Consider the following 24,163-nt stretch of genomic DNA (forward strand, 5'->3'; position numbering starts at 1 on the left):
ATCATCTCAAATCCAAATCTTTTGTGCCTAATAATTCATCCGAATCCATGATTAAAAGCCAATCTGAATTAGCAAACTTGGCTGCTTGATTACGCATATAACCATAATCTTCAACCCAAGGTATACTATGAAGCGCTACATCATCAATAGTTTGTAAGACTTGAACCGTATTATCTGTCGAGCCGGTGTCCACAACATGATAAGCATCAAGTTCCAAAAGCTTTAACCGTTCCAGCACCTCAGTAATACCAGATTCTTGATTTCTAACCAGCATAACCAACGATATTTTTAATTTTTGGCTTGCTTGTATGATTTCTGATAAAAAATGAGGATTTTGAATTTTTTCCTGAATACTCTTTTTCAATGCTAAATCTTTTAATAGTTTAAGTTCAATCACAGTCATTCAGACATCACCTCATAACGCTTCATAAACTCCTTTTCTTTAATCACACGATAGGAATCGTCTTTTACAAGATAATCCCCAATGTAACCAATGACAAGACCATATGCCATCCAACTACCGACTGCTTGTATATAAGTCTTTTTAGCTTGCCATTGAAATTGACCACTTTCAAATAGTTGACGCACCCATTCTTCTTTTGGCTCATCATGAGAAATTTTCCAAATCTCAACGACACTCTGACCATATTTTGCTTTCATTTTTACCTCCTATTTCTAGCAATACCTTATTTTGCGACAATTATGATGAGAATAGGCACTACTAAAACAAAAACACCTGATAACAATAGCAGCCAACCCAATTTTTTATTAACGAAACCATAATAAGGCATCCCCATCCGTTTATCCATGTCTGTTTTTTCCACAGTGTCCTTACTCAAAATCATATAAAGCCCACCCAAAATTAGACAACACTCTAATACTGCACCGGCAATCGCTATACCTATATTTTCCATAATCACTCTTTTCTATATTAAACACCAAAAGCTCACTTTAATTGGCGAGCCCTTAGCTTTAGTTTTTGTTATTATTTAAAATAAGTGGCTTGTGTTCTAGGTGCGCTTGCAAGCTCCCAAATACCCGCAGTTGCGCACCAAATATAAGCGATACCGCCAAATACACCTGCTACAACGCCGCCACCTGAAATTTCTGACATTTCTTCATTAGTTAACTCTTTGTATTGTTCTGAGAACATTTTATTTAAATTTAATTGTGTCATTGTATTTCCTACTTTCTGTTTTTTTAAATAAAGTGGTCTCGCAACTTCTCAACTTGCGGTATCAAGGCTACTTTCATTACTTTTCGCGTTGGGTGAATGACTTAACCCAATTTTAAATTTGAATAGCTGATTTTTCCTGTTCAATAACTTCAGAATAAGTTGTTTCTCAACTTTAGCATCACATCGTAAATCAATCTTTTGTTGACATCCTTAGTATATCGCAAATTCACCGCTTAAAAATCAAAATGTCATAAACGACCTAAAATATGCCAAATACGACCACGTTATGTCATGAACGACATTTTTATGCCATGAATGACCTCAATTTTAAACTCAAACAAGAAGTTGAGACTGTCAAAAAAAACAAAATATGACCTCATTTAGTCTGCTCTAGCTCACACTAGACACAATTAACCAAATATCGTTAATTGATCTATTTGACATAAAAAGTCAGATTCCAAAGCGAAATCTGACTCATTTTTAGTTAAATTCTAATAATACAGCCCAACATCTATTTAAAATGCCTCAAATTCCTAGCACCAGTACGTGAAACTGGCAAATCCGTATCATCATCTAGGATAACCAGTTTTTCTTTTCTAAGATAGCGTTTAATCCGATCCTTGTTGACTAAATAGGAACGGTGAATCCGTATCATCTTATCAGACAGTCCATCAATATCATCCATCGTGCCATAAAAAGTTAAGGCTTCTCCCGCCATTTGCAAGATAAGCTTGTGGGGTTGCCCAGTTGTTTCAAAGTAATAAATATCCGAATACAACGCTTCAATTTGCTTGCCTGTCCGGGTTTGATATGAAAAAATTTGCCCCAGAGGTTTAATTCGATTCATAGCAAAATAGTGGTCAATATTATCAAAAAGTCTTTGATGAAACACGTTTTGTGGCAAAATCTTGTCAATAAAATCATAAGCGTTTACCTTGTATTCATAAGTAATCGGCGCAAACTCACTGTGTGTTGTCACAAAGGAAATTTGTCCAATCGGATCCATCTTCCGAATTTTTTCAGCCGTTTCAAGTCCAGCATTTCGGTTGTTACTAATCGCAATATCTAGAAAATAGAGATTGTTTTGGGGGCAACCCTCTAGTGCGACTAACAAATCACGTGATCTACCACAAGCGACAACACCTGAATTCGGATACTTTTTTTCTTTTAAATAGTCTGCAATCAGATTTTCCAGATAAAACTGTTGGATTTGTTCATCTTCTAAAATAAATACCTTCATTATCCCCTCATTTCGATTTCTATTTTAAATCTATAATTTTTTGCCTGAATGTGATAGTCAACTTTGCGATACCTACTAATCATTTTTTTAACGTTAGGAAGTCCATAGCCACGATGTGCACCTTTTGTTGAATAGCCCGCTTGAACAATCTTATTTATCGGCAATATCTTTTCGTTCATGTCATTTTCAATCACACAATATCTGCTTGTTCCCTTATCAAAAATAGCGATACTGACAGTCCGTTGACTGCTTTCACACTCAGCTGCAGCTTCTATCGCATTATCTAGCAAAATGCCTATGACTCGAACTGTGTCCACTTTATCCAAGCGCAAATGTGTAATTTTTTTCGGTATTTCTAGTTCAAAATTGACATTTTTTTGCTCCGCCTTTAAAATTTTCTCCGAAATCACACTTTTCAACTCTAAAACTTTAATATTACTGAGTTTAGCCACTTCTTTCCGACTTTTTTCAAGAAGGATATTATTGGACGCAAGAATCTGATTGTAAGTTGCTCTGACTTCTTCTATCCCTTGGGTTTCAATCGTTTGTCGCATGGAAATCAAGATATTCGCAAAATCGTGCCGAAAAGCGCGAACAGACTGGTAAGACTCATCCACTTCTTTGATATAATAGCTAAGATTAGAAAGGGTATGCTCCTTATATTTAAGGAGTTTCTGCACTTCCCAATCTTTAAACTTAACATTGACTGCATAAAGTACGAATACAGAAACAAATGCTTGCATAAAGAGAGGATAACGAAAATCAAATGAACTAAGTAAATCATTTGTTCGGGCAAAGTTATTATAAAAATAGAAAATAAGCATTACTAAATTTGACATGACAATTATTTTATTTTGTTCTGCTAAAATATCACGCTCTTGCTCTTGCTCTTGCTCTTGCTCTTGCTCTTGCTCTTGCTCTTGCTCTTGCTCTTGCTCTTGCTCTTGCTCTTGCTCTTGCTCTTGCTCTTGCTCTTGCTCTTGCTCTTGCTCTTGCTCTTGCTCTGCAATTATAAGCCGTCCTGGTTTAATTGTCAAAATTTTTGTTAGTAAAATATAACTTGGTAAAACACCCAGTATACCAATAATTCCCCCTATCGCCTCATCTGGATTACCAAAAATCCCTTCCACAATAAAAACTGAAATAAACATTCTAACGACGTATGAAAAAGTCAAGACAAACATAACGTAAAAGAGATTAACGCTTAACCGATAAGGTCTATATTTTTGTAAGAAGAGTATTGAGATGACTATTTCACTTACCAGAGAGAAGATATAAAATAAATCCTCTACCCAATTTAATGGAATTACATAGGGGATTACACCTCCTGTAATTAAAAGATTTACGACGCAAAATATACCTAGAATAAAAAATAATCTGTACTTAATTTCTTTATTCGTAATGCGATATAACAGATATGGGGTAACTATCCCCATAGAAACTAGCATACATGTAACCCCTAAAATTAGTAGCATCTACTTTTTACCTGAATTTTTCCCAAAAAGCCATTCCCAGAAATTTGTGACACCAAGCACTGGCGCAACACCGCCACCACCTTGACATGCTTGTAATTTTTCCTCAGAAACAACTTCAAACTTTTCAATTCCTTTAAACTCAACCATGTTAATGCTCCATTTCTATTTTTTAGGCTCTACAACTACTTATCAGAAAAAATCTTATCCTTATAGTAGTTAAAGAAAGTTTTTTGATCAATGATACTCGAAATCCGACCTTGCATGCCATAAATCAACTGCTGGCGTTCCTTATCCTTGGGATAAATCTCTGCCTTTATCAGAAAGAAATTCTTACCTTCGACAGGCGTCGCTGATTTTGCAATTTCCTTTATTCTTCCTGTCATAACGAGCTGGTCGCTTAACTTTTTATCAGATGTGAAACGAATTTTTTGACCAATCTTCAGCCCCGTCAAAGCACTTGAGTCCACATAATAGTCAACTTCCAATTTCGTTTCATCCGTGATGCTCGGCATAATCTCAGCAATCGTCGTCCCTGTCGGAATTATCTTTTTATTCTTATTTTCTGTATCTAACCTAATTATACCAGATTCTTGTGCGACTAGCTTATTATTTTTCTGTGTTTCTTGCGCTAAAATGAGATTTTGCGCCAATTCTTGTCTACTCGCCTTTAGTTCAACTAATACTTTATCAGCGGTCGCCAACTGTGAGGTTTTGAGATTATCAAGTTTAGCTGCCAAACTGTTGTCAAGCGTGCGGTAACCGCCACTACTTGCGACTTGTGTATTTAAACTTGACAGACTTGAGTCCAGTTGCTCAATCTCCTGCGTCAGCAACTCACGCTTATCGCTATCTTTCTCATTATCTCGTTTGCTTCTTTTACAATCAATTTTCTGGCTCAGATTATCTATCTCGGTAATTAAAGCGCCCTGCGTACTCGCAACCGTTGCATTTTGATTGCCAATATCAGCATTAGCTTTTTCAAATTCCTTGCTTGTCAAGTCAATCTGGGTCAGATGATTGTCTAAAGTACTTTGATAGCCAAATTCATCTGTTTCCGCAAAAGTCTGCGTCCCAGTATCAATACCCTGTTTCAGCGTTTCTAAGTTAGCGATTTGTTTATCAACCTGTGCCATCTGCGCCGAAATCTTGTTAATCTCTGAGTCCGTAATCGTCCCCGAATAAGTAATCAATGTCTGTCCTTTTTTGACAACCTGATTATTGATGACTTTATTTTCAATAATTGTATTATCACTCGTTGACTGAATTTTCGCAATGCTACGCATGGGTGCGATTTCGCCAACCGATTGAATTGTGATTTCTTTTTTGGCAAATACCGAGAAAATCATCAAAAAAGTCAACAAAAGAAAGGTCGGAATAATCAGATAAACTGAGAAATTGCCGTACCGACGCTTGTAAAATTCTGCACTTTCAAATAATTGTTGATTCATCTACAACTCCTTTCTGCGATTTTACTTGCTGTAAAATCTTGAAACTTGACCTAGCGATGCACCGTTCAAACAGGGACATTCGCGAACTGCCTATAAAGCAACCATTTGTTTATAGTGCTGCCCCAACGTCATCAGTTCATCATGGCTACCAGATTCGACAATCTGACCCTGTTCAAGCACGATAATCCGATCACTTTTGGCTGCGATTGATAATCTGTGGGCAACGAAGATGATTGTCTTATCAAGTTTAAGCAAGTTATCAATCACTTTTTTCTCAGTGAACACATCTAGCGAACTCGTCGCTTCGTCAAGAATTAGGACATCCGAATTTGTCAAAATCGCCCGTGCCAAGGCAATCCGCTGTTTCTGACCACCAGAAATCCCTGTGCCATCGGTAATCTCCGTGTGATAACTCATGGGCATAGCCTTGATGTCCTCACGAATTTGTGCCAGCTCACAAGCTGCTACAATATCCTGCATGGTAACCTCAGTTTTAACCCCCAAAGTTAAATTTTCCATGATTGACCCTGTAAAAATATACGGTTGTTGCGGCACATAGTTGACCTTTTGGCGTAAGATTTTCTTATCAATGTTTTTAATATCGGTACTGCCAAATTTAACGGCACCCTTGCTAACTTCAAAAAAGTTGACAATTAATTTTGCCAGCGTTGTTTTGCCACTACCACTTGCACCAATTAAAGCGAGTTTCTCACCCGACTTGATAGTTAAATCAATGTCTTTCAAGATATCGCGGCCAAAACCGTATTTATAACTCACCTTCTCAAAATTTATCGACGCAATCGTCTCAAGCTCCGTCACAAAAGATTCATCTTTAAACTCCGATTCAACCAAATAAACTTCATTCAGGCGATTATTAGCAACACGTGCCTGCTGAATTTTCGTTTGAAGATTGATGATATTTTCTAGTGGATTGGTAAAATATGATAGCAAAGTATTATAAGTAATCAATTGCCCAAGCGAGATTTTATCAGCCATGACAAGCCTTGCGCCGAAGAAGAGAATCACGACATTTAAAATCAATTTCAGTGATTGTTTCAAGGCTATCTGAATCGCTTCATAGCGTTCACGTTTAAAGGAGAATTTTAGAAAAGAAACAAATTCACGGTCAATTTTTTGGTAAGAAATTGCCTCACTCGTCAAACTTTTAACGGTTTCAATCCCATTAATATCTTCAATAATGGCTGAGCTCAAAAGTGAATTACTCTGCATGACTTGCGTATTCATCTTCTGAAAAGGTTTGACAAAGACCACAACAATCAAGATATAAATCGGAATTGAAATCAGCGTCAGCAAGAACAGATTGACATTTTGCAAAAAGAGAAAAATACCGACGATGATTACAATTGACACATCTAAAAAGACGGATAAAATCGTACTGGCAAGCGCTTCAATAATGGAGTTGGCATCATTGAAGCGCGATAGAACTTCCCCTGTGCGCCGTGTGGCAAAGAAACTCATGGGCAACTCAAAAATGTGGCGAATATAGGATAATATCACATCAATCGATAAACGTTGCCCGAAAACATTGAGTAGATAGGTCTGAGCGTAGCTCATAATTTGTTGCAGCACATAAGTAATCATCAAGCCCATTGAAACAATGCCGAGTGTTGATTTCATCTGATTTGGCACGTAATCGTCAATGATGCTCTGCAAGTAATAGGAACCTGCGATATTGATTGCCGTTACTAGCAAAGAGGCGATGACAATATTGAAAATCAGTCCTTTTTGTTTGGTCAGTAGCGGCATAAAACTCAGCAGACCATTTTTCTCATCTTTTTCTGCCTGATAATCTGGTGCAGGGGCGATGAAAATCGTGACGCCTGTCCACTCCGACTCAAATTTTTCTTTGGGCAGTTTCGTCAGCCCGACATCTGGATCGGGATCAGCGATGATAATTTTATCTTTCTTAACACCGTAAACAACATAGTAATGTAGATACTTACCACCTTTAGCAACATGTGCGATGAAAGGATAGGGAATAGCCGTCATCTCAAATAAAGTCATATCCGCCTGAATCACGCGTGTTTCGAAGTTTAGTTCCTTTGCCGCACGCACAATCCCAAGCGCCGTTGTCCCCTCCATATCAGTTTTTGCCAACTCTCGCAAATGTGCTAAGGAAAAGTCAGACCCATAATTTTTCGCAATCGTCGCAAGTGCTGCCACACCACAATCTCGTTGATCGACTTGCTGGACATATTTGTATCGTTTTAACATGGCATTTCCTTATCTATTCTTTCTTAATTCTATTCTACTAGAAAATTTTGATAAAATTATCAAGATGTCAAGAACGACCTAAAATATGCCATGAACGACACTTTTTTGTATGACTGACATAGAATTTTCAAAAAAAGATAGATTTCTTTGGATTTAAAACCTAAAAAAGACAGCCAAATAAGATGTTTGAATATACTTAACTGACTTGAAAAGTCATGGTAGAAGCATCATGCTTGAACCTCTACCAACAACATCCCATAAAAAGTTCTTACCTCCCACTACTTTGAGCATTTCTTTTTCACTTAGCTCGCAAAAATTGCGAGTTAGCAGATTTGAGGCTGATTTTTTAATTTTTATGTTTGATGGTCTCTAATAAATTGATATGCATCTGTTTAATTTGGACTACTTTGTACACTCAAAATAAGCGTTAAGGTAAATCTAACTTATTTTTATAAAAATGCACTCAATAGTATTTTGAGATATTAACTATTTATGAGTTATTCTATAAATAGTATCAATTAATGAAAGTACACCCATAAAAGTAATTAACACTTCTGATATGGTGACGCTAAAAGATTCTTTCCATAAAAATTTTATTATTTAAAACAAAAAAACATCCAAACCCGATGTTTGAATGTCCTTAACTTATAAACTGATGTCAATATGGTCAATACAAGTTCAATTCACGAAAATCTGATAAAGTATTTCTCTAGAATTGTTTGCATTGCCATATTTCTTTTTCTTCAATAGACTTACCATTTTAGTAATTTCGGCCGTTTAATCATAAAAATTAATTGTGTTGAAGACTAAGTTATGAACTAAAAACAGTAATCCTCATAAATCATAAATGACTAGAAAGAAAATGATGATAAGTGGCGGAGGCAATAGATTTGACAAATAATTTGAGCCTATTATATCACCTACTATAATAGCCAGAATGTAGGCGATAAATAGCCCCGTTAAAAAACATTTTCGATATTTTTTAACGCTTAGCAAAATCTTTTCCAATTTGATAGCCTGCCATAAATAGCGCAAGAACCAACGCAGGCGCAATTCCGCCTATCACTTCTGTGAGTTCTGCTTCGTCTAATTCGTTAAAATCATCAAATTTAAATACGCGTGTTGACATTTGTCTACCTCCTTTTTATCTATTGACTAAGTATCCGATGCCAAGTCCTGCAGCAACTGCGCCTACTCCAATAACAACACCTTTAGAAATTACAATTCCCCCAATAATAATTGGGAATAAACCACCTTCAACCAGCATCATCTCATCTTCAGTGAGTGCTGAAAATTTATCCAATGCAACGACATTGTTCAATGTTGTGTTTGTCATATTATTTTTCTCCTACCATTCAAGACGGTGTTTCCGAAGAAAGCTCGTCATTTGTGATGTCGTAAGTTTTCACTTACTGCGATAATTCAGCAACGAAACATTAGTCGCTTTTTGTCGGCGCCAACTCAAGTCAACTCATCTCGTTTACAGTTTTAGTATAGCGTAATTTTCCCCTCTAAAAATCAAAATGTCATAAACGACCTGAAATATGCCAAATATGACCTAATATTTCCTGAATGGTCTGAAATATATCATGAACGACATGGCATTTGTATATTCAGAAGTTAAATTTCTGATAGAGATATTTAAGATAAAAACATCCAAACCAGATGTTTGAATGTCCTTAACTTATAAACTGATGTCGATATGATAGTTTCCTTTTTATTTTTCCCATCAATGACCTCTTTTCATAAACAGTATTTACTATTTCTCAAAATCATTTTTGAAGCAATAATGACAGAATTATCAACAGACTAGCCATTGCATTATTAGCAAAATGAATCGCAATACTAGTGCCTAGACTAATCGTTTTGCAGTAGGTAAAAGCTAGAATTTCCCCATACCTCCATATGTAAGCCAACTTCCTAAATTAGTCGGATTATGACTAAGACCAAAGAGCTCGATCGAAAGCAAGCAACCAATCCATCTATACTTTGACGATAATTTCCCAATCACTAGCCCACGGAAAATGACTTCTTCCACGATTGGCGCAAGAAAGACGAGAGTCAAGACATGTGGTAATAATGGTACTGTTTTCAATACATTTTCAATCATCTGTTGATTGGCTGTCGTTGCCTCACCACTATTTGCAAATATGATACTACCAATTATCGAAGCAACAGATAAACAAACAGCCCCTAGCGCAACAACACCGATAAATTTTGGCACGCTTATCTTGAGTTTAAAATCTGTTAAGCCCATTTTCTTGGCTAAGCAACGTGTCAATAGACAAAATAATATAACTAGACTAGAATTGATAACCGTTAAACTCGTCGTATATTCTAGATTAAAAAGATTAGAAGCCATAACAACTGGCGTTAAAATCTGTTCTGCTATAAACAGGCCTAGTGCGATAAGAGATGTAACCTAATTTTGATAGGCTAGCTTTTAAGACTCTTTGAAAGAAAGTTACTTCAATTTCCATAATTTATGTCGCCATTTTCTATTTAAAAATATTGCAACATTTTATAAGTTTAGTATATCGTAATTTTTCCTTCTAAAAATCAAAATGTTATGAACGACATCAATATGCCACGAATAACATGTTTTTTCTAAGATACGATTACTAAATCTCTTCTAAAATTTTTCGAAAAAAAGCAGTTCCCAAAATAGAAACTACTTTTATCTACCGACATAATGCATCACATGAAGTGTCCGAATCTCATGCATCAGAGGAACTGCCACATCATACTCGGTATGATGATAGTGGAAGCCACATTTTTCTTGAACACGCCTGGACTTGAGATTCCCCTCATAGTAACCACACCATAAATCCGTCAAGTCAAGCGTATTCAAGGCATAATCAATAACTGCTTCAACCGCCTCAGGCATCAAGCCTTGCCCCCAAAATGGTTTGCCAATCCAGTAGCCAAACTCAGCTTCTTGATTCGTCAAATCAAGGCTACTCTGCTGCCCAATCTTTAGACTAATGCTACCGACAACGCGATTTTCACTTTTTAAGTAAATGGCAAAATTCCCCGGCTCTTGAAAAACAGCGTCAATAATCTCTAAACTATTTTCGACACTCGTATGAACAGGAAAACCAGTTATTGGCCCAATATCAGGGTCACTTGCATAACGATAAAGATCTTCTGCATCCGTTTTTAACCAAGGTCTGAGCATCAGACGCTCTGTTTCCAGTCTTGTCATCCTAATTTCTCCTTCAAATACTTACCTGTATAAGACGTATCAACCTCAGCTACTTCTTCTGGTGTACCAACCGCCAAAATCGTACCACCACCGATACCACCTTCAGGCCCTAAGTCAATGATATGGTCAGCTGTCTTAATGACATCTAGATTGTGCTCGATAACGACAATCGTATTACCTTGCTCAACCAAGCGATTTAAGACTTCAAGCAAGGTGGCAATATCCTCAGTATGCAGACCAGTTGTCGGCTCATCTAAGATATAGAATGATTTACCAGTCGAGCGTTTTTGCAGCTCACTTGCCAGTTTCATCCGTTGGGCTTCACCGCCTGAGAGTGTCGTGGCAGGCTGCCCTAAAGTGACATAGCCCAAGCCGACATCGACAATCGTTTGTAGTTTCCGTTCAATTTTTGGAATGTGTTTGAAGAAGTCAACGGCATCAGACACGCGCATCTCAAGCACTTCTGAGATATTTTTCTCCTTGTAATGCACTTCCAATGTCTCAGAATTATAGCGTCTACCATGACAAATTTCACAGGGCACATAGACATCTGGCAAAAAGTGCATTTCGATTTTGATAATCCCATCACCAGAACAAGCCTCGCAACGCCCCCCCTTGACATTAAAGGAGAAGCGACCTTTTTTATAACCACGAATCTTAGCTTCATTGGTATTGGCAAAGAGATCCCGAATATCATCGAAAACTGAGGTATAAGTCGCAGGATTGGAACGCGGTGTCCGACCGATTGGGCTTTGGTCGATGTCAATCAAGCGCTCAATTTTCTCGTAACCTGAAATTGACTTGTATTTGCCTGGTTTATCACTGTTATGATTGAGTTTTTGCGCCAAGGCTTTCTTAAGAATGGCATTGACCAAGGTTGATTTACCAGATCCAGAAACACCGGTTACGGCTGTCATCACGCCTAAAGGAAAGGCAACATCTAGGTTTTGGAGATTGTTTTCAGCTGCGCCTTTAATGATGACAGCTTTTCCAGTATCCATTGGACGACGCACTGCTGGAATTGGAATTTTTCGCTTGCCAGACAGATATTGACCGGTAATTGATTTTTTATTTTTAGCGACTTGTTTAGGCGTGCCAGCAGCGATAATTTCACCACCCAAATCACCCGCACCGGGGCCAATGTCAATCAAATAATCCGCTGCCATCATCGTATCTTCATCATGTTCGACGACAATCAGCGTATTGCCCAGATCACGCATTTTCTTCAAGGACTCAATCAAGCGGTCATTATCCCGCTGATGTAAGCCAATCGACGGTTCATCTAAGATATAAAGCACACCAGATAAGTTTGAGCCAATCTGCGTTGCCAAGCGAATCCGCTGACTTTCACCACCCGACAGAGTCCCAGAATTACGAGACAAGGTCAGATAGTCCAAGCCGACATTTTTCAAAAAGCTCAAACGATCGCCCACTTCTTTGACAATCGGACGGGCAATCATCTCCTCATTTTCAGAAAGGATAAGAGAATGAATGAGTTCCAAATGCTCGCCAATCGGCAAGTTTGACAAGTCAGCAATATCATAGCCTTTTTCTCCATTCAACTTGACGGACAAAGCTTGTTCATTCAACCGTTTGCCATGACAAGTCTGACACGGCAAGGCATTCATATAAGCACGCATCTGCGTTTTCGTACTATCTGAACCTGTTTCGTAACGTCTGAAAATATTGGGTACAATCCCGACAAAAGCCATGTCCAAATCACGCAGACCAAAATCTCCCTCGTGATAAAAATGGAATAACTTGTCGCCTGATCCATAAAAAATCAAGGTTTTATCATCTTCTGATAGTTGCTCAAAAGGGGTGTCCAAATCGACGTTGAAAGCCGTCATGGCCTGCTCTAAAACGGCAGGATAATAGGTCGATGAGCCAGAATACCAAGGCACAACCGCACCCTCACGAATTGTTTTCGTCCCATCTGGCACGACCAAATCGAGGTCGACTTCCAGACGCATGCCAAGGCCATCACAGTCGGAACAAGCGCCTTGCGGGGCGTTAAATGAAAACAGGCGCGGCTCAAGCTCAGGCACAGAAAACCCACAAATCGGGCAGGCATAATACTCGCTAAACAGGAGCTCATTACCGTCCATGGTATCGATTTTGACATAGCCGTCACCTTGGCGCAAAGCCGCCTCAACCGAGTCAAACAGGCGCCCACGAATGCCGTCTTTGAGCACAATCCGGTCAATCACGATATCAATATCGTGCTTTTTATTCTTCTCCAGCTCAGGCGCATCGGACACATCATAAACCTCACCATTGACCCGCACACGAACATAACCGTCCTTTTGGATTTTCTCGAAAATCTTCTTATGTTGTCCTTTTTTAGCGCGGACAATGGGGGCTAAAATCTGGAGCCGTTGCTTTTCAGGCAAGGCTAAAACACTATCGACAATTTCTTCGACAGATTGTGCTGTAATTTTGCCATGACCATTGACACAGTAGGGCGTGCCAATCCGGGCGTAAAGCAGACGCAGATAGTCATGAATTTCCGTTACCGTGCCAACCGTTGACCGTGGATTCTTAGAAGTCGTCTTCTGGTCAATCGAAATCGCAGGCGATAAGCCGTCAATACTATCGACATCAGGCTTGTCCATGTTCCCCAAGAACTGGCGAGCATAAGCCGAGAGACTCTCAACATAGCGCCGTTGCCCTTCGGCATAGAGTGTATCAAAAGCTAGGGATGATTTTCCTGAGCCTGATAGGCCTGTCATCACGACTAATTTATCCCGCGGAATCGTGACGTCGATGTTTTTTAAATTGTGGGCGCGCGCGCCATGAATGATGATATTTTCTTGTGCCAAGTTTTACTCTTTCATTAATCAAATTTTATTTTAGTCAAATTGAAATGTTAAACCTATTATAACATTTTAGGAATTGATTATGCCAAATTTGAAACGCTGTCTAACAAATGCCAGCCTTTTTTAACGTTTGTAATGTCTCAACCAATCGTTTGATTTCATCAACATTTAATCGGGCAATATTTAAGCGTAGTGCAGGCGTTTTATCGCCGAAAATAAAGCTGGGGAGGCATAAAATGCCTGCTGCGATTACCTCGTCCATCTGTTTTTTTGTCAGCGTGTCCGTTGACAAGCGTAGCCAGACATAAAAGCCACCAGCCGGTCGATGACAGACAAACTCTTGACCGATTAAGTCGAAGAAATAGATCATTCTGGCGCTGATTTGCGCCCGCAAACTGGCAAGTTTATCTTGAAAAGTCACATCTGATAAAGCATCATTCGCTAAAACTTGCGGAAAGATACTGAGCGTCAAGTCTAAATCTTGCCGCGCAGTGGATAATTTCTCCAAGACGGCTGGTGGTGCGCTGATCCAGCCGATTTTTGTCGTTGAGCCGATGATTTTAGACAAAGACCCAATGTAAATCACATTTTGCGGGTCTAATTGTTTCAAAGGTGGGGCTGTCGTTCGCTTGTCAAATGGTAGCAGACCAAAAGCATCGTCTTCGATAATCGGAATCTTGTAAGTCTGGCAGAGTTTAATCAAAGCCTGTCGACGTGCTAAAGACATGGTTGTACCAGTGGGATTTTGAAAAGTTGGGTTGAGCATGACTAGCTTGACACGATGCTTTAAAATCTCATTTTCTAGCAAATCTAAACGCATGCCCTCTTCATCCATTGGCACACCAAATAATCGAATCCCTGCGGTCTGAAATAAATTCAAGGCATATAAAAATGACGGCTGACAAATCGCCACCGCATCGCCACTATTGAGCAAGGCTTGCACAATCAAGAAAATCGCCTGATGACCGCCTGAAGTAATCATTAACTGCTCGACTGGTAGGGTCAACTGATCATCCTGTGCCAGCAGATTGGCAATCGCCTGACGAAGTGGAAAATAGCCTAGCGCATCTTGATTTTTATCCGCTTCAATAAAATCTCGCCAATTGGACTGAGGTAAATCAAAAGCTGGGACTAAATCAAGTGGCAACTCACCTGTATAGGCATCAATCGCAGAACTATCCTGCAATTTTTCTTTGATTTGTTCTATTAATTGATGATGTTCATCTGGTTGCTGTGATTGTATCAACTGATGCCAATCGACTACTGGTTCTTGACTTAAGCCCCATTTATCGTCATTGACCATCGTCCCACTGCCTCGTTGGCGTTTAATAATCCCTTTGGCCTCAAGCTCAGCCATGACTCGCACAATCGTTGAGCGATTAACGCCAATCAACGCTGCCAATTTGCGTTCCGAAGGCAATTTTTCACCGGGTAAGAGCTGACCATTTTGGATATTTTGCGTGATGTGTTTCATGATTGACTGGTAGATCGGTGTTTTGGGCGTTTTCTCAATATGCCAATTCATTCTGGATGCCTTTCTTGAAAATTGGATGGTAAAAAAACAATCCAATTGGCTGTTTTATTTAGCATACCAAATGCTAGAATAGAAAGCAAGTAAGAAAATTCAGATACATCATGAAGACTAAATAAGGGGGCAATAATAATGAAAAAAACACTAACAATCGCTGGCAGTGATGCGACAGGTGGCGCTGGCTTACAAGCAGATTTAAAAACCTTTCAAGAATATGGCACCTTCGGCATGAGTGCCATTACTTCTATCGTTACCATGGACATTCATGATAATTGGTCGCATAGCATTGAAACGATTGAACCTGAGGTCGTTGGTCGCCAGCTTGATACCATTTTTGCAGGTGACAAGCCCGATGCCCTGAAAACAGGCATGTTGGGCGATATTCGAACGATTACTGTCGTCCGCGATGCCATTGACCGTTATCAACCCAAAAACATCGTGATTGACCCCGTCCTTGCCTGCAAAGGAACTGCTGGTATTCTGCTTTCTGAAAATGCAGATAGCATTCGTGAATTGCTCTTGCCTGTGGCTGATGTGACGACGCCAAACTTGATTGAAGCTGGCATTTTATCTGGCCTTGGCGAGCTGACAAGGCTTGCAGACATCGAAAAAGCGGCGACAATTATCCACGGCTATGGTGCTAAAACAGTGATTATTAAAGGTGGGAGACGATTTGATAACCAGCACGATGAAGCCCTAGATCTCTTCTACGATGGTCATGCCTTTCACTACCTGAAAAGTCCACTCATCCATTCCGACAATAATCACGGTGCAGGCTGTACCTTTGCAGCTGCCATTACCGCTGTGCTTGCCAATGGACAATCAATTCTTGACGCCGTGACAACTGCCAAAGCATTTGTCCATGCTGCCATCATCAAAGGGCATCCTTTTAATCAATATCTCGGCCATATCTGGCATGGTGCTTATCGAGATAGCGGTCATTTCAAGTCATGAATTGGAAATTGGAGACTATATATAGATGAATACGAACAATAAAAAAATAATCCTTTTAGCCATCATCATCGCCCTCAATGTTGCCATTTCTAAAATTCTATTAATCCCAACACCGGGAGGATTTGTGACTGTCATGGATGGTCTTGTTTTTACCACAGCGACGCTTTTCGGCAAAAAAGAAGGGGCTATCGTCGGTGGTCTCAGCGGTTTTCTGCTTGATATCGTAAGTGGTTATCCGCAATGGATGCTGTTTTCACTTGTCATTCACGGCGCACAGGGCTACCTATCTGCTAGTACCAAATCACGTCCCCTGAACTATCTGCTTGCGACCAGTCTCATGGTCATCGGATATGGTCTTGCAAATATTCTCTTTTATGGTCCAGGCGGTTTTATTCCCAGTCTAATTCCAAACCTCTTACAAAATATTGCAGGGATTATCATTGCCATAGCACTTGTACCGACCTTACAGCGTGTTTTAAAACTCAGTACACCGTAAGCTCTAAAAAGGAGACCTCCTCATGACGACACCAGAACATTTTTTTCATACCAGCATCACCCAAAATAAAACAAAAAAAGTTATCCTAGCGGCACTTTTCGCAGCGCTCGCCTATGTTTCTATCCAGTCACTCCATGTGGCGATTTTCGCCCCTATCGGAGCACCATTTTTCCATGTCGGCAATGCAGTCGTCGCCCTCGCTGCGCTCTATCTCGGCTTTGGCTACGGGACTTTTTCAGGCGCCATTGGTCTCGCTATTTTTGACCTTGTCAATGGTTATGCCGTTGAGATGCCCGTTGTTTTTCTGGGCAATGTCCTAGTCGCTTTGACCATTCAGCTCGTTTATAAAGCTTTACATCGGATTTTCGCTGATAAACTCTGGATTGTCACAGTCGCAGTCGCATCTGGCGTTTTAATGAAACTGCTGACCGATTTTCTGAAAGGCTTGATTCGAGCCTTGGTGGCTGGTGGGAGTTTAGAACCTGCGACTGCAGCTGCCTTTACTTCCCTGCTCGCCACTGCCATTAACGGCATTGGCACAATTATTTTAGTCACACTTTTATATTTGCCGCTGAAAACCATTCTCTTAAAAGTTATCAAATAAAAATAGGAGTGTCATCGATTGGATGACCACTCCTATTTTTATCTCTAATAAATTAGTTTCCCAAGTAAGCAATCACTTCAACTTCAACTAAAACATCTTTGGGTAATCGGGCAACTTCAACAGCTGAACGTGCTGGAAATGCTGCACCAAAAGCTTTCGCATATTCGGTATTAAAGGGTACGAAATTTGCCATATCACTCAAAAAACACGTCGTTTTGACCACATGATTAAAGTCTGTGCCAGCTTCAGCCAGAATGGCACCAACATTTTTCATCACTTGTTGCGTTTGTTCGGTAATGGTCGCACCGACAATTTCGCCTGTTGCGGGGTTCAATGGAATCTGACCTGATGCAAAGAGAAAATCTCCCACAATTTTGCCTTGGACATAGGGTCCAATAGCTCCCGGCGCTTGATCTGTTGCGATCGTTTTGATTGACATAACAATCCTCCTCTAAATTTTGTTATAACTGTTCTACTGTCTAGTATAACAAATAATCAGAAAATTTTGTCAAAAAGAATTGCAAAAAGTCGATGCTTTTCAACATCAACTTTTGTATTAAATGTTTAATTCCCAATCAAGGTCATAAAACTCGCCTCAGTTTGACCATAAGATACACGGACACGATTAAGGGCAAAAAGGCCATCTACACTGCTGGCAAGACCTGGATGAGTCGTTAAGCCAAGTTTATAGCCTGCCGCTTCAGCCAATCCTGCCGTTTCAGTGTTATAGCGCCCTGCTGGATAACAGATAACTGATGTATCTTGATGCAGTAAGTTATCCAAATACTTTTTAGAATCGACTAACTCACCAGTTGCTGCCTCATTGCTTGAAAACTCCAAATCTGGATGCCTAACGGTATGACTACCGACAGACATGAGCGGATTAGCTTTCAACTCTGACAACATCCCATCTGTCATCGTATCTTCATTCCCCAAATTTCCAGTAATAATGAAGAAACTCCCTTTCATCCCTAACTCCGTTAAAATCGGCATGGCTGTCTCAAGGGCATTTTTGTAGCCGTCATCAAAGGTTACCCAGACAATTTTTTCTGCTGGTTTTTCATTGGTTGTCAGTACCCGATAAGCTTCCTCAGGACTCAAGGTATAATAGCCCGCATTTTTCAGTGCCGTCATTTCCATCTTGAACTCATCAGCTGGCACAAATAAAGTGTTGCCATCAACGACATCGGCGATGTGATGATACATCAAAATCGGAAACTTGATGGGCGTCTCGGACTTAATCCACTCAGGCTCTGCTTCTGGTTTAGCCGCTTCTTCTGCGCTAGAACTTGATGGCTCACTGCTTTCCTCAACGACTTTATCAGCCACTGACTTCGTCACTTTGGTTGGCCGGTTTTCAGACTTTGCGGATTGTCCTGATACCATTTTGAAACAAATCAGACCAACTAAGGCAAGGAATAAGACTAAAATCGAAATTTGTAAGGCTTTTTTCATATAGTTATTTTCCCTTATGGTTTCAAACGGTGGAGGAGACGTGGGAACGGAATCGCTTCGCGGATATGTTCATTGCCTGTGATCCAAGTCACGGCACGTTCTAAGCCGAGTCCGAATCCTGAGTGTGGCACACTGCCGTATTTGCGGAGGTCGAGATACCAAGCGTATTCTTCTTCTGAGAGACCAAATTCAACTAATTTAGCTTTGAGGTACTCATAGTCTGTCGCACGCTCACTACCGCCAATGATTTCACCATAACCTTCTGGCGCCAATAAATCCGCACAAATGACCACGTCATCACGCGTTGGATGTGGTTTCATGTAGAAAGCTTTAATCGCTTTTGGATAGTTGAGGATGAATGTCGGCACACCAAAATAGTTTGAAATCCATGTTTCATGTGGCGAGCCGAAGTCATCTCCCCATTCGATTGCTTCATAGTCGTTGTCAGCCTGATGTTCTTGTAACAAGGCAACCGCATCATCGTAAGTAATCTTTTTAAATGGTGTTTCAATGTATTTTTCAAGCACTGTCACATCACGGTCAAGTTCATTTAAGGCATAGCTTTGATTGTCGATGACAGCCTTGATGATGTGTTTGACATAGGCTTCTTGGACGTCAAGGGATGCTTCGTGGGTCGTGAAAGCCATCTCAGGCTCAATCATCCAGAACTCTGTCAAGTGGCGACGTGTTTTAGATTTTTCAGCCCGGAAAGTTGGCCCAAAGGTAAAAACTTTGCCAAAAGCCATGGCACCCGCTTCCGCATAGAGCTGACCTGTCTGTGACAAGAAAGCAGGCTGACCAAAGTAGTCTGTCTCAAACAATTCCGTTGTGCCTTCTGGTGCTGACCCTGTCAAAATCGGGCTGTCGATTTTGATAAAGCCACGCGCATTGAAAAACTCATAAGTCGCCCGAATGATTTCATTTCGAACCAGCATAATCGCGTGTTGTTTCCGGCTACGCAACCACAAATGACGATTATCCATCAGGAAGTCTGTCCCGTGCTCTTTCGGTGTAATGGGGTAATCTACTGACTCGCCAATGACTTCAATATCAGTCACATCAAGTTCATAGCCAAATTTGCTACGGTCGTCAGCCTTAACAGTCCCTGTAATTTTCACAGACGTTTCTTGGGCTAAATGTTTGATGCTATCAAACTTAGCAAGCCCTTCTGCTTCACCAAATTTTTCGATGAAATTTGGTTTGAAAGCAACTGCTTGAAAATAAGCCGTGCCATCACGTAATTGTAAGAAAGCAATCTTACCCTTACCTGATTTATTCGCGACCCAAGCGCCGAGTGTAATTTCTTGACCGACATAATTTTTAACATCAATGATGGATACAAAGTTACTCATTTTTCTCTTATTTACCTATCTACTCAATTTATTTTAACAGCTGAATGGCTAGTCTGCCATATATTTTTTAAGGCGATTGACAGCATCAAGCAAAGTCGCCATATCTGTCGCATAACTCATTCTAAGATTGTCACTTGCACCAAAACCTGCACCGGTTACAAGGGCAACGCCTGTTTTTTCCAAAATATCATCACAAAATGCTGTGACATCTGTGAAGCCTTTGATCGCCATGGCTTTGGCTACCCTTGGAAAGAGGTAGAATGCCCCTTGTGGCTTGATGGCTTCAAAGCCTGGGATGTCGTTGACTAACGGATAAATCGTGTTTAAACGGTGTTCAAATTCTGCCCGCATGGTTTCAATGGCGGTTTGGTCTCCAGTTAAGGCTTCAATCGCTGCGTACTGAGCAACTGCCGACGGATTAGATGTCGTCTGGCTGACGATTTTACTCATGGCACTGATAATCTCAGGATTGCCGACGGCAAAACCAATCCGCCAACCTGTCATAGCATACGTTTTTGAAACGCCGTTGATAATCAAAGTCTGCTTTTTAATGGCATCAGAAAGACTAGAAATCGGTGTAAAAGCATGCCCATTATAGACCAGTCTGCCGTAAATATCATCAGCTAAAATAATGACCTCATTATCAACCGCCCAGTTCCCAATGGCGCGCAATTCGTCTGCTGTATAAATCATCCCTGTCGGATTTGACGGCGAATTGAGGATTAAAACGCGCGTTTGAGGGGTTTTGAGGGCTTCAAGTTGGGCAACCGTGACTTTAAAGTCTGTTTTCTGTGTCCCAACGGCAAAGACAGGGACACCACCGACCATTTTAATCTGATCGGCATAGCTGACCCAGTAGGGCGTTGGAATGATAACCTCATCACCAGCATCTAAGACACTGGCAAAGAAAGCGTAGAGGGCAAATTTCGCGCCAGTTGTCACAACAACTTCGTTTCGCGCAACGCCATAGCCATAGAAGGTTTCAAAATAGGTCCCGACAGCATCTTTGAGTTCCGGCAAACCACCTGCCTGCGTATAAAAACTCGCCTTACCTGAATCAATCGCAGCCTTGGCTGCTGCTGCGATATTGTCAGGCGTTGTAAAATCAGGCTCCCCAATGGTTAGCATGAGAATATCACGCCCCTGGGCTTTCAATTCCTTGGCACGCGCAGACGCTGCTAGTGTCACGGATTCTTCTAAATTATTGACTAGACTTGATAATTTCATAAGGCACCTTCTCTCAACTGATTGACAAAAATTTCCGATTACCTACGATTATACCAAAAATGCGTTGAAAAATCTGCCTTAGCTCGACATATTCTAAAATATAACGCTATTCTTTTAATATTAGCCTTTCAATTTCTCCCCAGTCTCAAAGGCATACAACACCATATCTTTGGTCTGCCAAGCGACTTGATCGTCATAAAGGGTTAAGGTTGCTGTTTTTTCAGTCAAGTCACTTTTATTATCAGCTAACTTAACGACTTTAATCTCACCACCCTGAGCAGGGATCAAAACACCTAGCGCCTGCCCCTTACTATCCTGACCGATGACACTGTAGGTCGTGTCTGTCGTCGTTGTGATGTCGAAATTCGTCACTTTTTTGACGTCTGTCTTTGCCTTGACAAGGCTAATGGCATCAGACTTAGCACGAGAGTAAGGGCTCATAGCTTGCATATAAAAGAAGATGGTGCCAATCAGAAACGCCAAAATAATCAAGAGCACCCCAATCCAAATTTGGCTGATTTTTGTCATTCGTTTTTTTCTCATAACTGCCTTTCGTTCTATCAAAAATTATCTCAAAAACTCTTTGGTTTCCTGTAAAATATCCTCAATTTTTGCAAAGTCCACACGACTGGCTTGTCGCAAGTTCTTGACCATTTTTTTGGCGTAGGTTTTGCCTGCCAAACGTTTGTCGAGGATGATGACGACTGATTTCTGGTCTTTTCGACGATTGACACGCCCAATCGCTTGTTTGAGCTGCAAGGTTGCCAAGGGGACTGAAAAATCATAGAAAGGATTTTTAAATCGCTTGGCATATTTCCGGATTAAGATGTCATCCGGTACGGTAAAGGGCAGTCTCGTCACCAGCAAAATCAGCTCGTCTTGGCGCTCAAAATCGACGCCTTCCCAGAATTTTTTACTGCCTAAAAGAATGGCATGCCCACGCTCATCAAATTTTTTCTTAACCCGACTAGCATCTCCTGTCACATCAGCTTGGAGAAAGTCTACTCCCGCTGTTTCTAACGCCTGTGCGGTCAGCGCTAGGCTGTCGTTGCTGGTAAATAAAACCACCATGGGCTTGCCGAGCTTGGCAAAGCACTGCACCTGCTCTGCGATAAATTCAGCGTAGATGTCAGGCGCAAGCGTCGTGACATCGACGCTGTCCGTCGCGAGAAAAACCTGCTGATTGTCGTTTTTCTCCTGAGGGATAGTGTCAAAAGTGTAATTCGTAAAGCCTAAAAGCTCGGGAAAGACAGCTTTTTTCTCAGACATAGACAAGGTCGCACCGATTAAATAAGTCTTGGTCGGTTGGGGAATCATCGCCGCAAAATTCAGAAAGTCTGTCGGACTAGATTTGAGGACGTGATTTTGAATCCAGACAAAATCTTCCGGATTCGCTAACACATCTGTGATGGCTGTCAAGCCTAATTCCTGTGCATCCAGACGGATTTTATCAACATTGAGCTGACGTCGGGATAAGTGGTGGGTCAGGCTCTCTAGTAGTCGTTTGTGGAGCTGAGAAGTATGGCGATTAACCTTGACCAGCTCGTCTAGAAGTTTAACTGATTTTTGCTGGGCGCTTTCCAAAATAGAAAAGAGCTGCTGCGACTCGTCCACAACTAAAACCTTATCTTCAAACATGACCGTTTGATCAGCAATCCGTTCCGCTAAATAAGCATGGTTCATGACGATGACCTGAGCATGCTCAGCTTTTTTCTGTGTGAGTTGCCAAAAATCTTGCTCAAAGTAGAGCTGGCCTGGACTCACTGTCCCCGTATGGCGGATGCTATCCAGATAGGCATGGCTAGTCATGGTTAGGCTTAACTCATCGAGTTCTCCCGTTTTCGTCTCCGTCAGCCAGACCAGTACTTTCATCTTGAAAATCTCAAAGTTTTTGCCATCATCTGCGCGATAAAGCAGTTTGCTGAATTTTTCAAGCGAGATATAGTTGGCTGTGCCAAGCACTTTAGCAAAATTAACGCCAAATTTCGCCTTGAAAATAGGGGCTAAATCCTGCATGAGTTGGTCTTGTAAAATCTTCGTTGGCACTGACAAAATCAGCTTTTTCCCTTGACCTAACAACGTCAATAAATAAGCATAGGTCTTACCAATGCCAGTCGGTGCCTCAATGAAAGCCGCTGCATCATCTGCTAAACGGGCCTTGACCACTTCCGCAAAGGCTTTTTGTTGGGGGCGTTCAGCTAAATGCAGCAATTTCAAATTTTGTCGAAAATTCTTTTTGACTAAATTTTTGTTTTCCGAAAAATATGGTTTCAAAGTCGAGATATGATTGACCTTGAGCATATCGGCGTGCTTGCGTTTGGCCTCTGGCAGCTGTTCTGTAATGACTAATTTGGTTTCATAGATGAGATTATCAGCATGTTGTGCGATTTCAGTCAGGACATTTTTGGGTAGATGGCGCATTTTTTCCTGTAATTTAAGCAAAAGTTTGGCTGTCGCATAGGCATCTGACAGGGCTTCATGTGGTTTATCATGCTGCAAGTTCAGGACACGCGAGAGAGTCTCTAGCCCATACTTCTCCAGAGTTGGGAAGAAAACCCTTGCCAGTTCGACCGTGTCGACTCTCGGCATATCAAGGCTGACACCATGTTGCGCAAAGGTACGGGCGAGGAGATGGTAGTCGAATTTGACATTATGCGCGACGAAAACGCAGTCACGCAGAATGGCGGCAACTTCAGGCAGGACATCAGAAAAATCAGGCGCGGCCTTGGCTTGAGCTGTCGTGATGCCTGTGAGGATGGTAATGTGGTAGTCCAGCGCCTCGTGAGGATTGACGTCGGTCTGATAGGTCTGTATGATTTTGCCCTTGTCGACCACGGCAATACCAATCTGGATAATTTTACTCGTGTGGCTAGCGCTCGTCGCCTCTAAATCCACTACTGCGTATTTGGTCATAGTTTTCGTTTTCTATAATGTAAAAGATAAGT

24 protein-coding genes are annotated in these 24,163 nt (G+C 40.9%); 3 read left to right on the forward strand and 21 right to left on the reverse strand.

All coding sequences use genetic code 11. The features are described 5' to 3' along the window. Position 1: 1 nt before the first annotated feature. From RsY01_RS06360 to RsY01_RS06425, 15 genes are all read right to left on the reverse strand, one after another. Positions 2-403: a glycosyltransferase gene (locus RsY01_RS06360; RefSeq protein ID WP_094784724.1), complete on the reverse strand. Its 402-nt coding sequence runs from the start codon at positions 401-403 to the stop codon at positions 2-4. Beyond that, positions 400-660: a hypothetical protein gene (locus RsY01_RS06365; RefSeq protein WP_094784725.1), complete on the reverse strand. Its 261-nt coding sequence runs from the start codon at positions 658-660 to the stop codon at positions 400-402. Before RsY01_RS06365 ends, RsY01_RS06360 begins: the two co-directional genes overlap by 4 nt. A 26-nt stretch (positions 661-686) precedes the next feature. Next, entirely contained in the window at positions 687-914 is a 228-nt protein-coding gene (locus RsY01_RS06370; protein ID WP_094784726.1) for a hypothetical protein, read from the reverse strand. A gap of 71 nt (positions 915-985) precedes the next feature. Next, positions 986-1,177: a class IIb bacteriocin, lactobin A/cerein 7B family gene (locus RsY01_RS06375; protein ID WP_094784727.1), complete on the reverse strand. Its 192-nt coding sequence runs from the start codon at positions 1,175-1,177 to the stop codon at positions 986-988. A 511-nt stretch (positions 1,178-1,688) separates the two neighbouring features. Continuing rightward, positions 1,689-2,417 (reverse strand): response regulator transcription factor, encoded by a 729-nt coding sequence (locus RsY01_RS06380; RefSeq protein WP_094784728.1) that lies wholly within the window; start codon positions 2,415-2,417, stop codon positions 1,689-1,691. Next, the gene (locus tag RsY01_RS10900) at positions 2,417-3,865 is read right to left on the reverse strand and encodes a sensor histidine kinase (RefSeq protein ID WP_157905787.1); all 1,449 of its coding nucleotides are present in this window, start codon (positions 3,863-3,865) and stop codon (positions 2,417-2,419) included. The genes RsY01_RS06380 and RsY01_RS10900 overlap by 1 nt, the downstream gene beginning before the upstream one ends. Positions 3,866-3,892: 27 nt before the next feature. Next, on the reverse strand, positions 3,893-4,039 hold the full coding sequence (locus RsY01_RS10905; RefSeq protein ID WP_157905788.1) for a hypothetical protein: 147 nt from the start codon (positions 4,037-4,039) through the stop codon (positions 3,893-3,895). 35 nt (positions 4,040-4,074) lie between these two features. Continuing rightward, the gene (locus tag RsY01_RS06390; RefSeq protein WP_094784730.1) at positions 4,075-5,340 is read right to left on the reverse strand and encodes an HlyD family efflux transporter periplasmic adaptor subunit; all 1,266 of its coding nucleotides are present in this window, start codon (positions 5,338-5,340) and stop codon (positions 4,075-4,077) included. Between the two features lie 90 nt (positions 5,341-5,430). Further along, positions 5,431-7,575 (reverse strand): peptide cleavage/export ABC transporter, encoded by a 2,145-nt coding sequence (locus tag RsY01_RS06395; protein WP_094784731.1) that lies wholly within the window; start codon positions 7,573-7,575, stop codon positions 5,431-5,433. Positions 7,576-8,557: 982 nt separating this feature from the next. After that, complete coding sequence (locus RsY01_RS06400; RefSeq protein WP_094784732.1) at positions 8,558-8,704, reverse strand: class IIb bacteriocin, lactobin A/cerein 7B family; 147 nt, start codon at positions 8,702-8,704, stop codon at positions 8,558-8,560. A 15-nt stretch (positions 8,705-8,719) separates the two neighbouring features. Continuing rightward, positions 8,720-8,911, reverse strand: a complete 192-nt coding sequence (locus RsY01_RS06405) for a bacteriocin (RefSeq protein WP_094784733.1) — start codon at positions 8,909-8,911, stop codon at positions 8,720-8,722. A gap of 546 nt (positions 8,912-9,457) precedes the next feature. Then, the gene (locus tag RsY01_RS06410; RefSeq protein ID WP_094784734.1) at positions 9,458-9,937 is read right to left on the reverse strand and encodes a CPBP family intramembrane glutamic endopeptidase; all 480 of its coding nucleotides are present in this window, start codon (positions 9,935-9,937) and stop codon (positions 9,458-9,460) included. A gap of 315 nt (positions 9,938-10,252) precedes the next feature. Continuing rightward, positions 10,253-10,780 (reverse strand): GNAT family N-acetyltransferase, encoded by a 528-nt coding sequence (locus tag RsY01_RS06415; RefSeq protein ID WP_094784735.1) that lies wholly within the window; start codon positions 10,778-10,780, stop codon positions 10,253-10,255. Then, the gene (gene uvrA / locus RsY01_RS06420) at positions 10,777-13,602 is read right to left on the reverse strand and encodes an excinuclease ABC subunit UvrA (RefSeq protein ID WP_094784736.1); all 2,826 of its coding nucleotides are present in this window, start codon (positions 13,600-13,602) and stop codon (positions 10,777-10,779) included. Before uvrA ends, RsY01_RS06415 begins: the two co-directional genes overlap by 4 nt. Positions 13,603-13,702: 100 nt before the next feature. Then, positions 13,703-15,124 (reverse strand): aminotransferase-like domain-containing protein, encoded by a 1,422-nt coding sequence (locus tag RsY01_RS06425; protein ID WP_094784737.1) that lies wholly within the window; start codon positions 15,122-15,124, stop codon positions 13,703-13,705. A gap of 138 nt (positions 15,125-15,262) precedes the next feature. Here RsY01_RS06425 and thiD point away from each other — a divergent pair, with 138 nt between their 5' ends. From thiD to RsY01_RS06440, 3 genes are read left to right on the forward strand one after another with little or no spacing between them, the layout of a single operon-like run. Beyond that, positions 15,263-16,084 carry a bifunctional hydroxymethylpyrimidine kinase/phosphomethylpyrimidine kinase gene (gene thiD / locus RsY01_RS06430; RefSeq protein WP_094784738.1) on the forward strand — a complete coding sequence of 274 codons (822 nt, stop codon included), beginning with the start codon at positions 15,263-15,265 and terminating at the stop codon, positions 16,082-16,084. Between the two features lie 25 nt (positions 16,085-16,109). Next, positions 16,110-16,580, forward strand: a complete 471-nt coding sequence (locus tag RsY01_RS06435) for an ECF transporter S component (protein WP_094784739.1) — start codon at positions 16,110-16,112, stop codon at positions 16,578-16,580. A gap of 22 nt (positions 16,581-16,602) precedes the next feature. Continuing rightward, complete coding sequence (locus RsY01_RS06440; RefSeq protein ID WP_094784740.1) at positions 16,603-17,184, forward strand: ECF transporter S component; 582 nt, start codon at positions 16,603-16,605, stop codon at positions 17,182-17,184. A gap of 52 nt (positions 17,185-17,236) precedes the next feature. Here the strand turns inward: RsY01_RS06440 and RsY01_RS06445 are convergent, their stop codons facing one another. The 6 genes from RsY01_RS06445 to RsY01_RS06470 form a co-directional block, all read right to left on the reverse strand. Then, complete coding sequence (locus tag RsY01_RS06445; RefSeq protein WP_094784741.1) at positions 17,237-17,623, reverse strand: RidA family protein; 387 nt, start codon at positions 17,621-17,623, stop codon at positions 17,237-17,239. Positions 17,624-17,748: 125 nt separating this feature from the next. Then, positions 17,749-18,639, reverse strand: a complete 891-nt coding sequence (locus tag RsY01_RS06450; RefSeq protein ID WP_094784742.1) for a polysaccharide deacetylase family protein — start codon at positions 18,637-18,639, stop codon at positions 17,749-17,751. A 14-nt stretch (positions 18,640-18,653) separates the two neighbouring features. Next, on the reverse strand, positions 18,654-19,991 hold the full coding sequence (gene asnS, locus RsY01_RS06455) for an asparagine--tRNA ligase (protein ID WP_094784743.1): 1,338 nt from the start codon (positions 19,989-19,991) through the stop codon (positions 18,654-18,656). Positions 19,992-20,039: 48 nt separating this feature from the next. Further along, a complete protein-coding gene (locus tag RsY01_RS06460; protein WP_094784744.1) occupies positions 20,040-21,218 on the reverse strand; it encodes a pyridoxal phosphate-dependent aminotransferase in 1,179 nt (392 codons plus the stop codon). 120 nt (positions 21,219-21,338) lie between these two features. Beyond that, positions 21,339-21,746 carry a cell wall elongation regulator TseB-like domain-containing protein gene (locus RsY01_RS06465; RefSeq protein ID WP_094784745.1) on the reverse strand — a complete coding sequence of 136 codons (408 nt, stop codon included), beginning with the start codon at positions 21,744-21,746 and terminating at the stop codon, positions 21,339-21,341. 39 nt (positions 21,747-21,785) lie between these two features. Beyond that, positions 21,786-24,131 carry a helicase C-terminal domain-containing protein gene (locus RsY01_RS06470; RefSeq protein WP_094784746.1) on the reverse strand — a complete coding sequence of 782 codons (2,346 nt, stop codon included), beginning with the start codon at positions 24,129-24,131 and terminating at the stop codon, positions 21,786-21,788. Between the last annotated feature and the right edge of the window lie 32 nt (positions 24,132-24,163).

The organism is Pseudolactococcus reticulitermitis, assembly GCF_002260845.1.
In the GTDB taxonomy this organism is placed as follows: domain Bacteria; phylum Bacillota; class Bacilli; order Lactobacillales; family Streptococcaceae; genus Pseudolactococcus; species Pseudolactococcus reticulitermitis.

Bases quoted from the DNA above. Each gene is read 5' to 3' on its own strand.
- RsY01_RS06380 (WP_094784728.1), bottom strand. From the start codon at position 2,417: ATGAAGGTATTTATTTTAGAAGATGAACAAATCCAACAGTTTTATCTG.
- asnS (WP_094784743.1), bottom strand. From the start codon at position 19,991: ATGAGTAACTTTGTATCCATCATTGATGTTAAAAATTATGTCGGTCAA.
- RsY01_RS06435 (WP_094784739.1), top strand. From the start codon at position 16,110: ATGAATACGAACAATAAAAAAATAATCCTTTTAGCCATCATCATCGCC.
- thiD (WP_094784738.1), top strand. From the start codon at position 15,263: ATGAAAAAAACACTAACAATCGCTGGCAGTGATGCGACAGGTGGCGCT.
- RsY01_RS06415 (WP_094784735.1), bottom strand. From the start codon at position 10,780: ATGACAAGACTGGAAACAGAGCGTCTGATGCTCAGACCTTGGTTAAAA.
- RsY01_RS10900 (WP_157905787.1), bottom strand. From the start codon at position 3,865: ATGCTAGTTTCTATGGGGATAGTTACCCCATATCTGTTATATCGCATT.
- RsY01_RS06440 (WP_094784740.1), top strand. From the start codon at position 16,603: ATGACGACACCAGAACATTTTTTTCATACCAGCATCACCCAAAATAAA.
- RsY01_RS10905 (WP_157905788.1), bottom strand. From the start codon at position 4,039: ATGGTTGAGTTTAAAGGAATTGAAAAGTTTGAAGTTGTTTCTGAGGAA.
- RsY01_RS06410 (WP_094784734.1), bottom strand. From the start codon at position 9,937: ATGGCTTCTAATCTTTTTAATCTAGAATATACGACGAGTTTAACGGTT.
- RsY01_RS06390 (WP_094784730.1), bottom strand. From the start codon at position 5,340: ATGAATCAACAATTATTTGAAAGTGCAGAATTTTACAAGCGTCGGTAC.
- RsY01_RS06365 (WP_094784725.1), bottom strand. From the start codon at position 660: ATGAAAGCAAAATATGGTCAGAGTGTCGTTGAGATTTGGAAAATTTCT.
- RsY01_RS06400 (WP_094784732.1), bottom strand. From the start codon at position 8,704: ATGTCAACACGCGTATTTAAATTTGATGATTTTAACGAATTAGACGAA.
- RsY01_RS06405 (WP_094784733.1), bottom strand. From the start codon at position 8,911: ATGACAAACACAACATTGAACAATGTCGTTGCATTGGATAAATTTTCA.
- RsY01_RS06375 (WP_094784727.1), bottom strand. From the start codon at position 1,177: ATGACACAATTAAATTTAAATAAAATGTTCTCAGAACAATACAAAGAG.
- RsY01_RS06465 (WP_094784745.1), bottom strand. From the start codon at position 21,746: ATGACAAAAATCAGCCAAATTTGGATTGGGGTGCTCTTGATTATTTTG.
- RsY01_RS06450 (WP_094784742.1), bottom strand. From the start codon at position 18,639: ATGAAAAAAGCCTTACAAATTTCGATTTTAGTCTTATTCCTTGCCTTA.
- RsY01_RS06445 (WP_094784741.1), bottom strand. From the start codon at position 17,623: ATGTCAATCAAAACGATCGCAACAGATCAAGCGCCGGGAGCTATTGGA.
- RsY01_RS06470 (WP_094784746.1), bottom strand. From the start codon at position 24,131: ATGACCAAATACGCAGTAGTGGATTTAGAGGCGACGAGCGCTAGCCAC.
- RsY01_RS06360 (WP_094784724.1), bottom strand. From the start codon at position 403: ATGACTGTGATTGAACTTAAACTATTAAAAGATTTAGCATTGAAAAAG.
- RsY01_RS06425 (WP_094784737.1), bottom strand. From the start codon at position 15,124: ATGAATTGGCATATTGAGAAAACGCCCAAAACACCGATCTACCAGTCA.
- RsY01_RS06395 (WP_094784731.1), bottom strand. From the start codon at position 7,575: ATGTTAAAACGATACAAATATGTCCAGCAAGTCGATCAACGAGATTGT.
- RsY01_RS06460 (WP_094784744.1), bottom strand. From the start codon at position 21,218: ATGAAATTATCAAGTCTAGTCAATAATTTAGAAGAATCCGTGACACTA.
- RsY01_RS06370 (WP_094784726.1), bottom strand. From the start codon at position 914: ATGGAAAATATAGGTATAGCGATTGCCGGTGCAGTATTAGAGTGTTGT.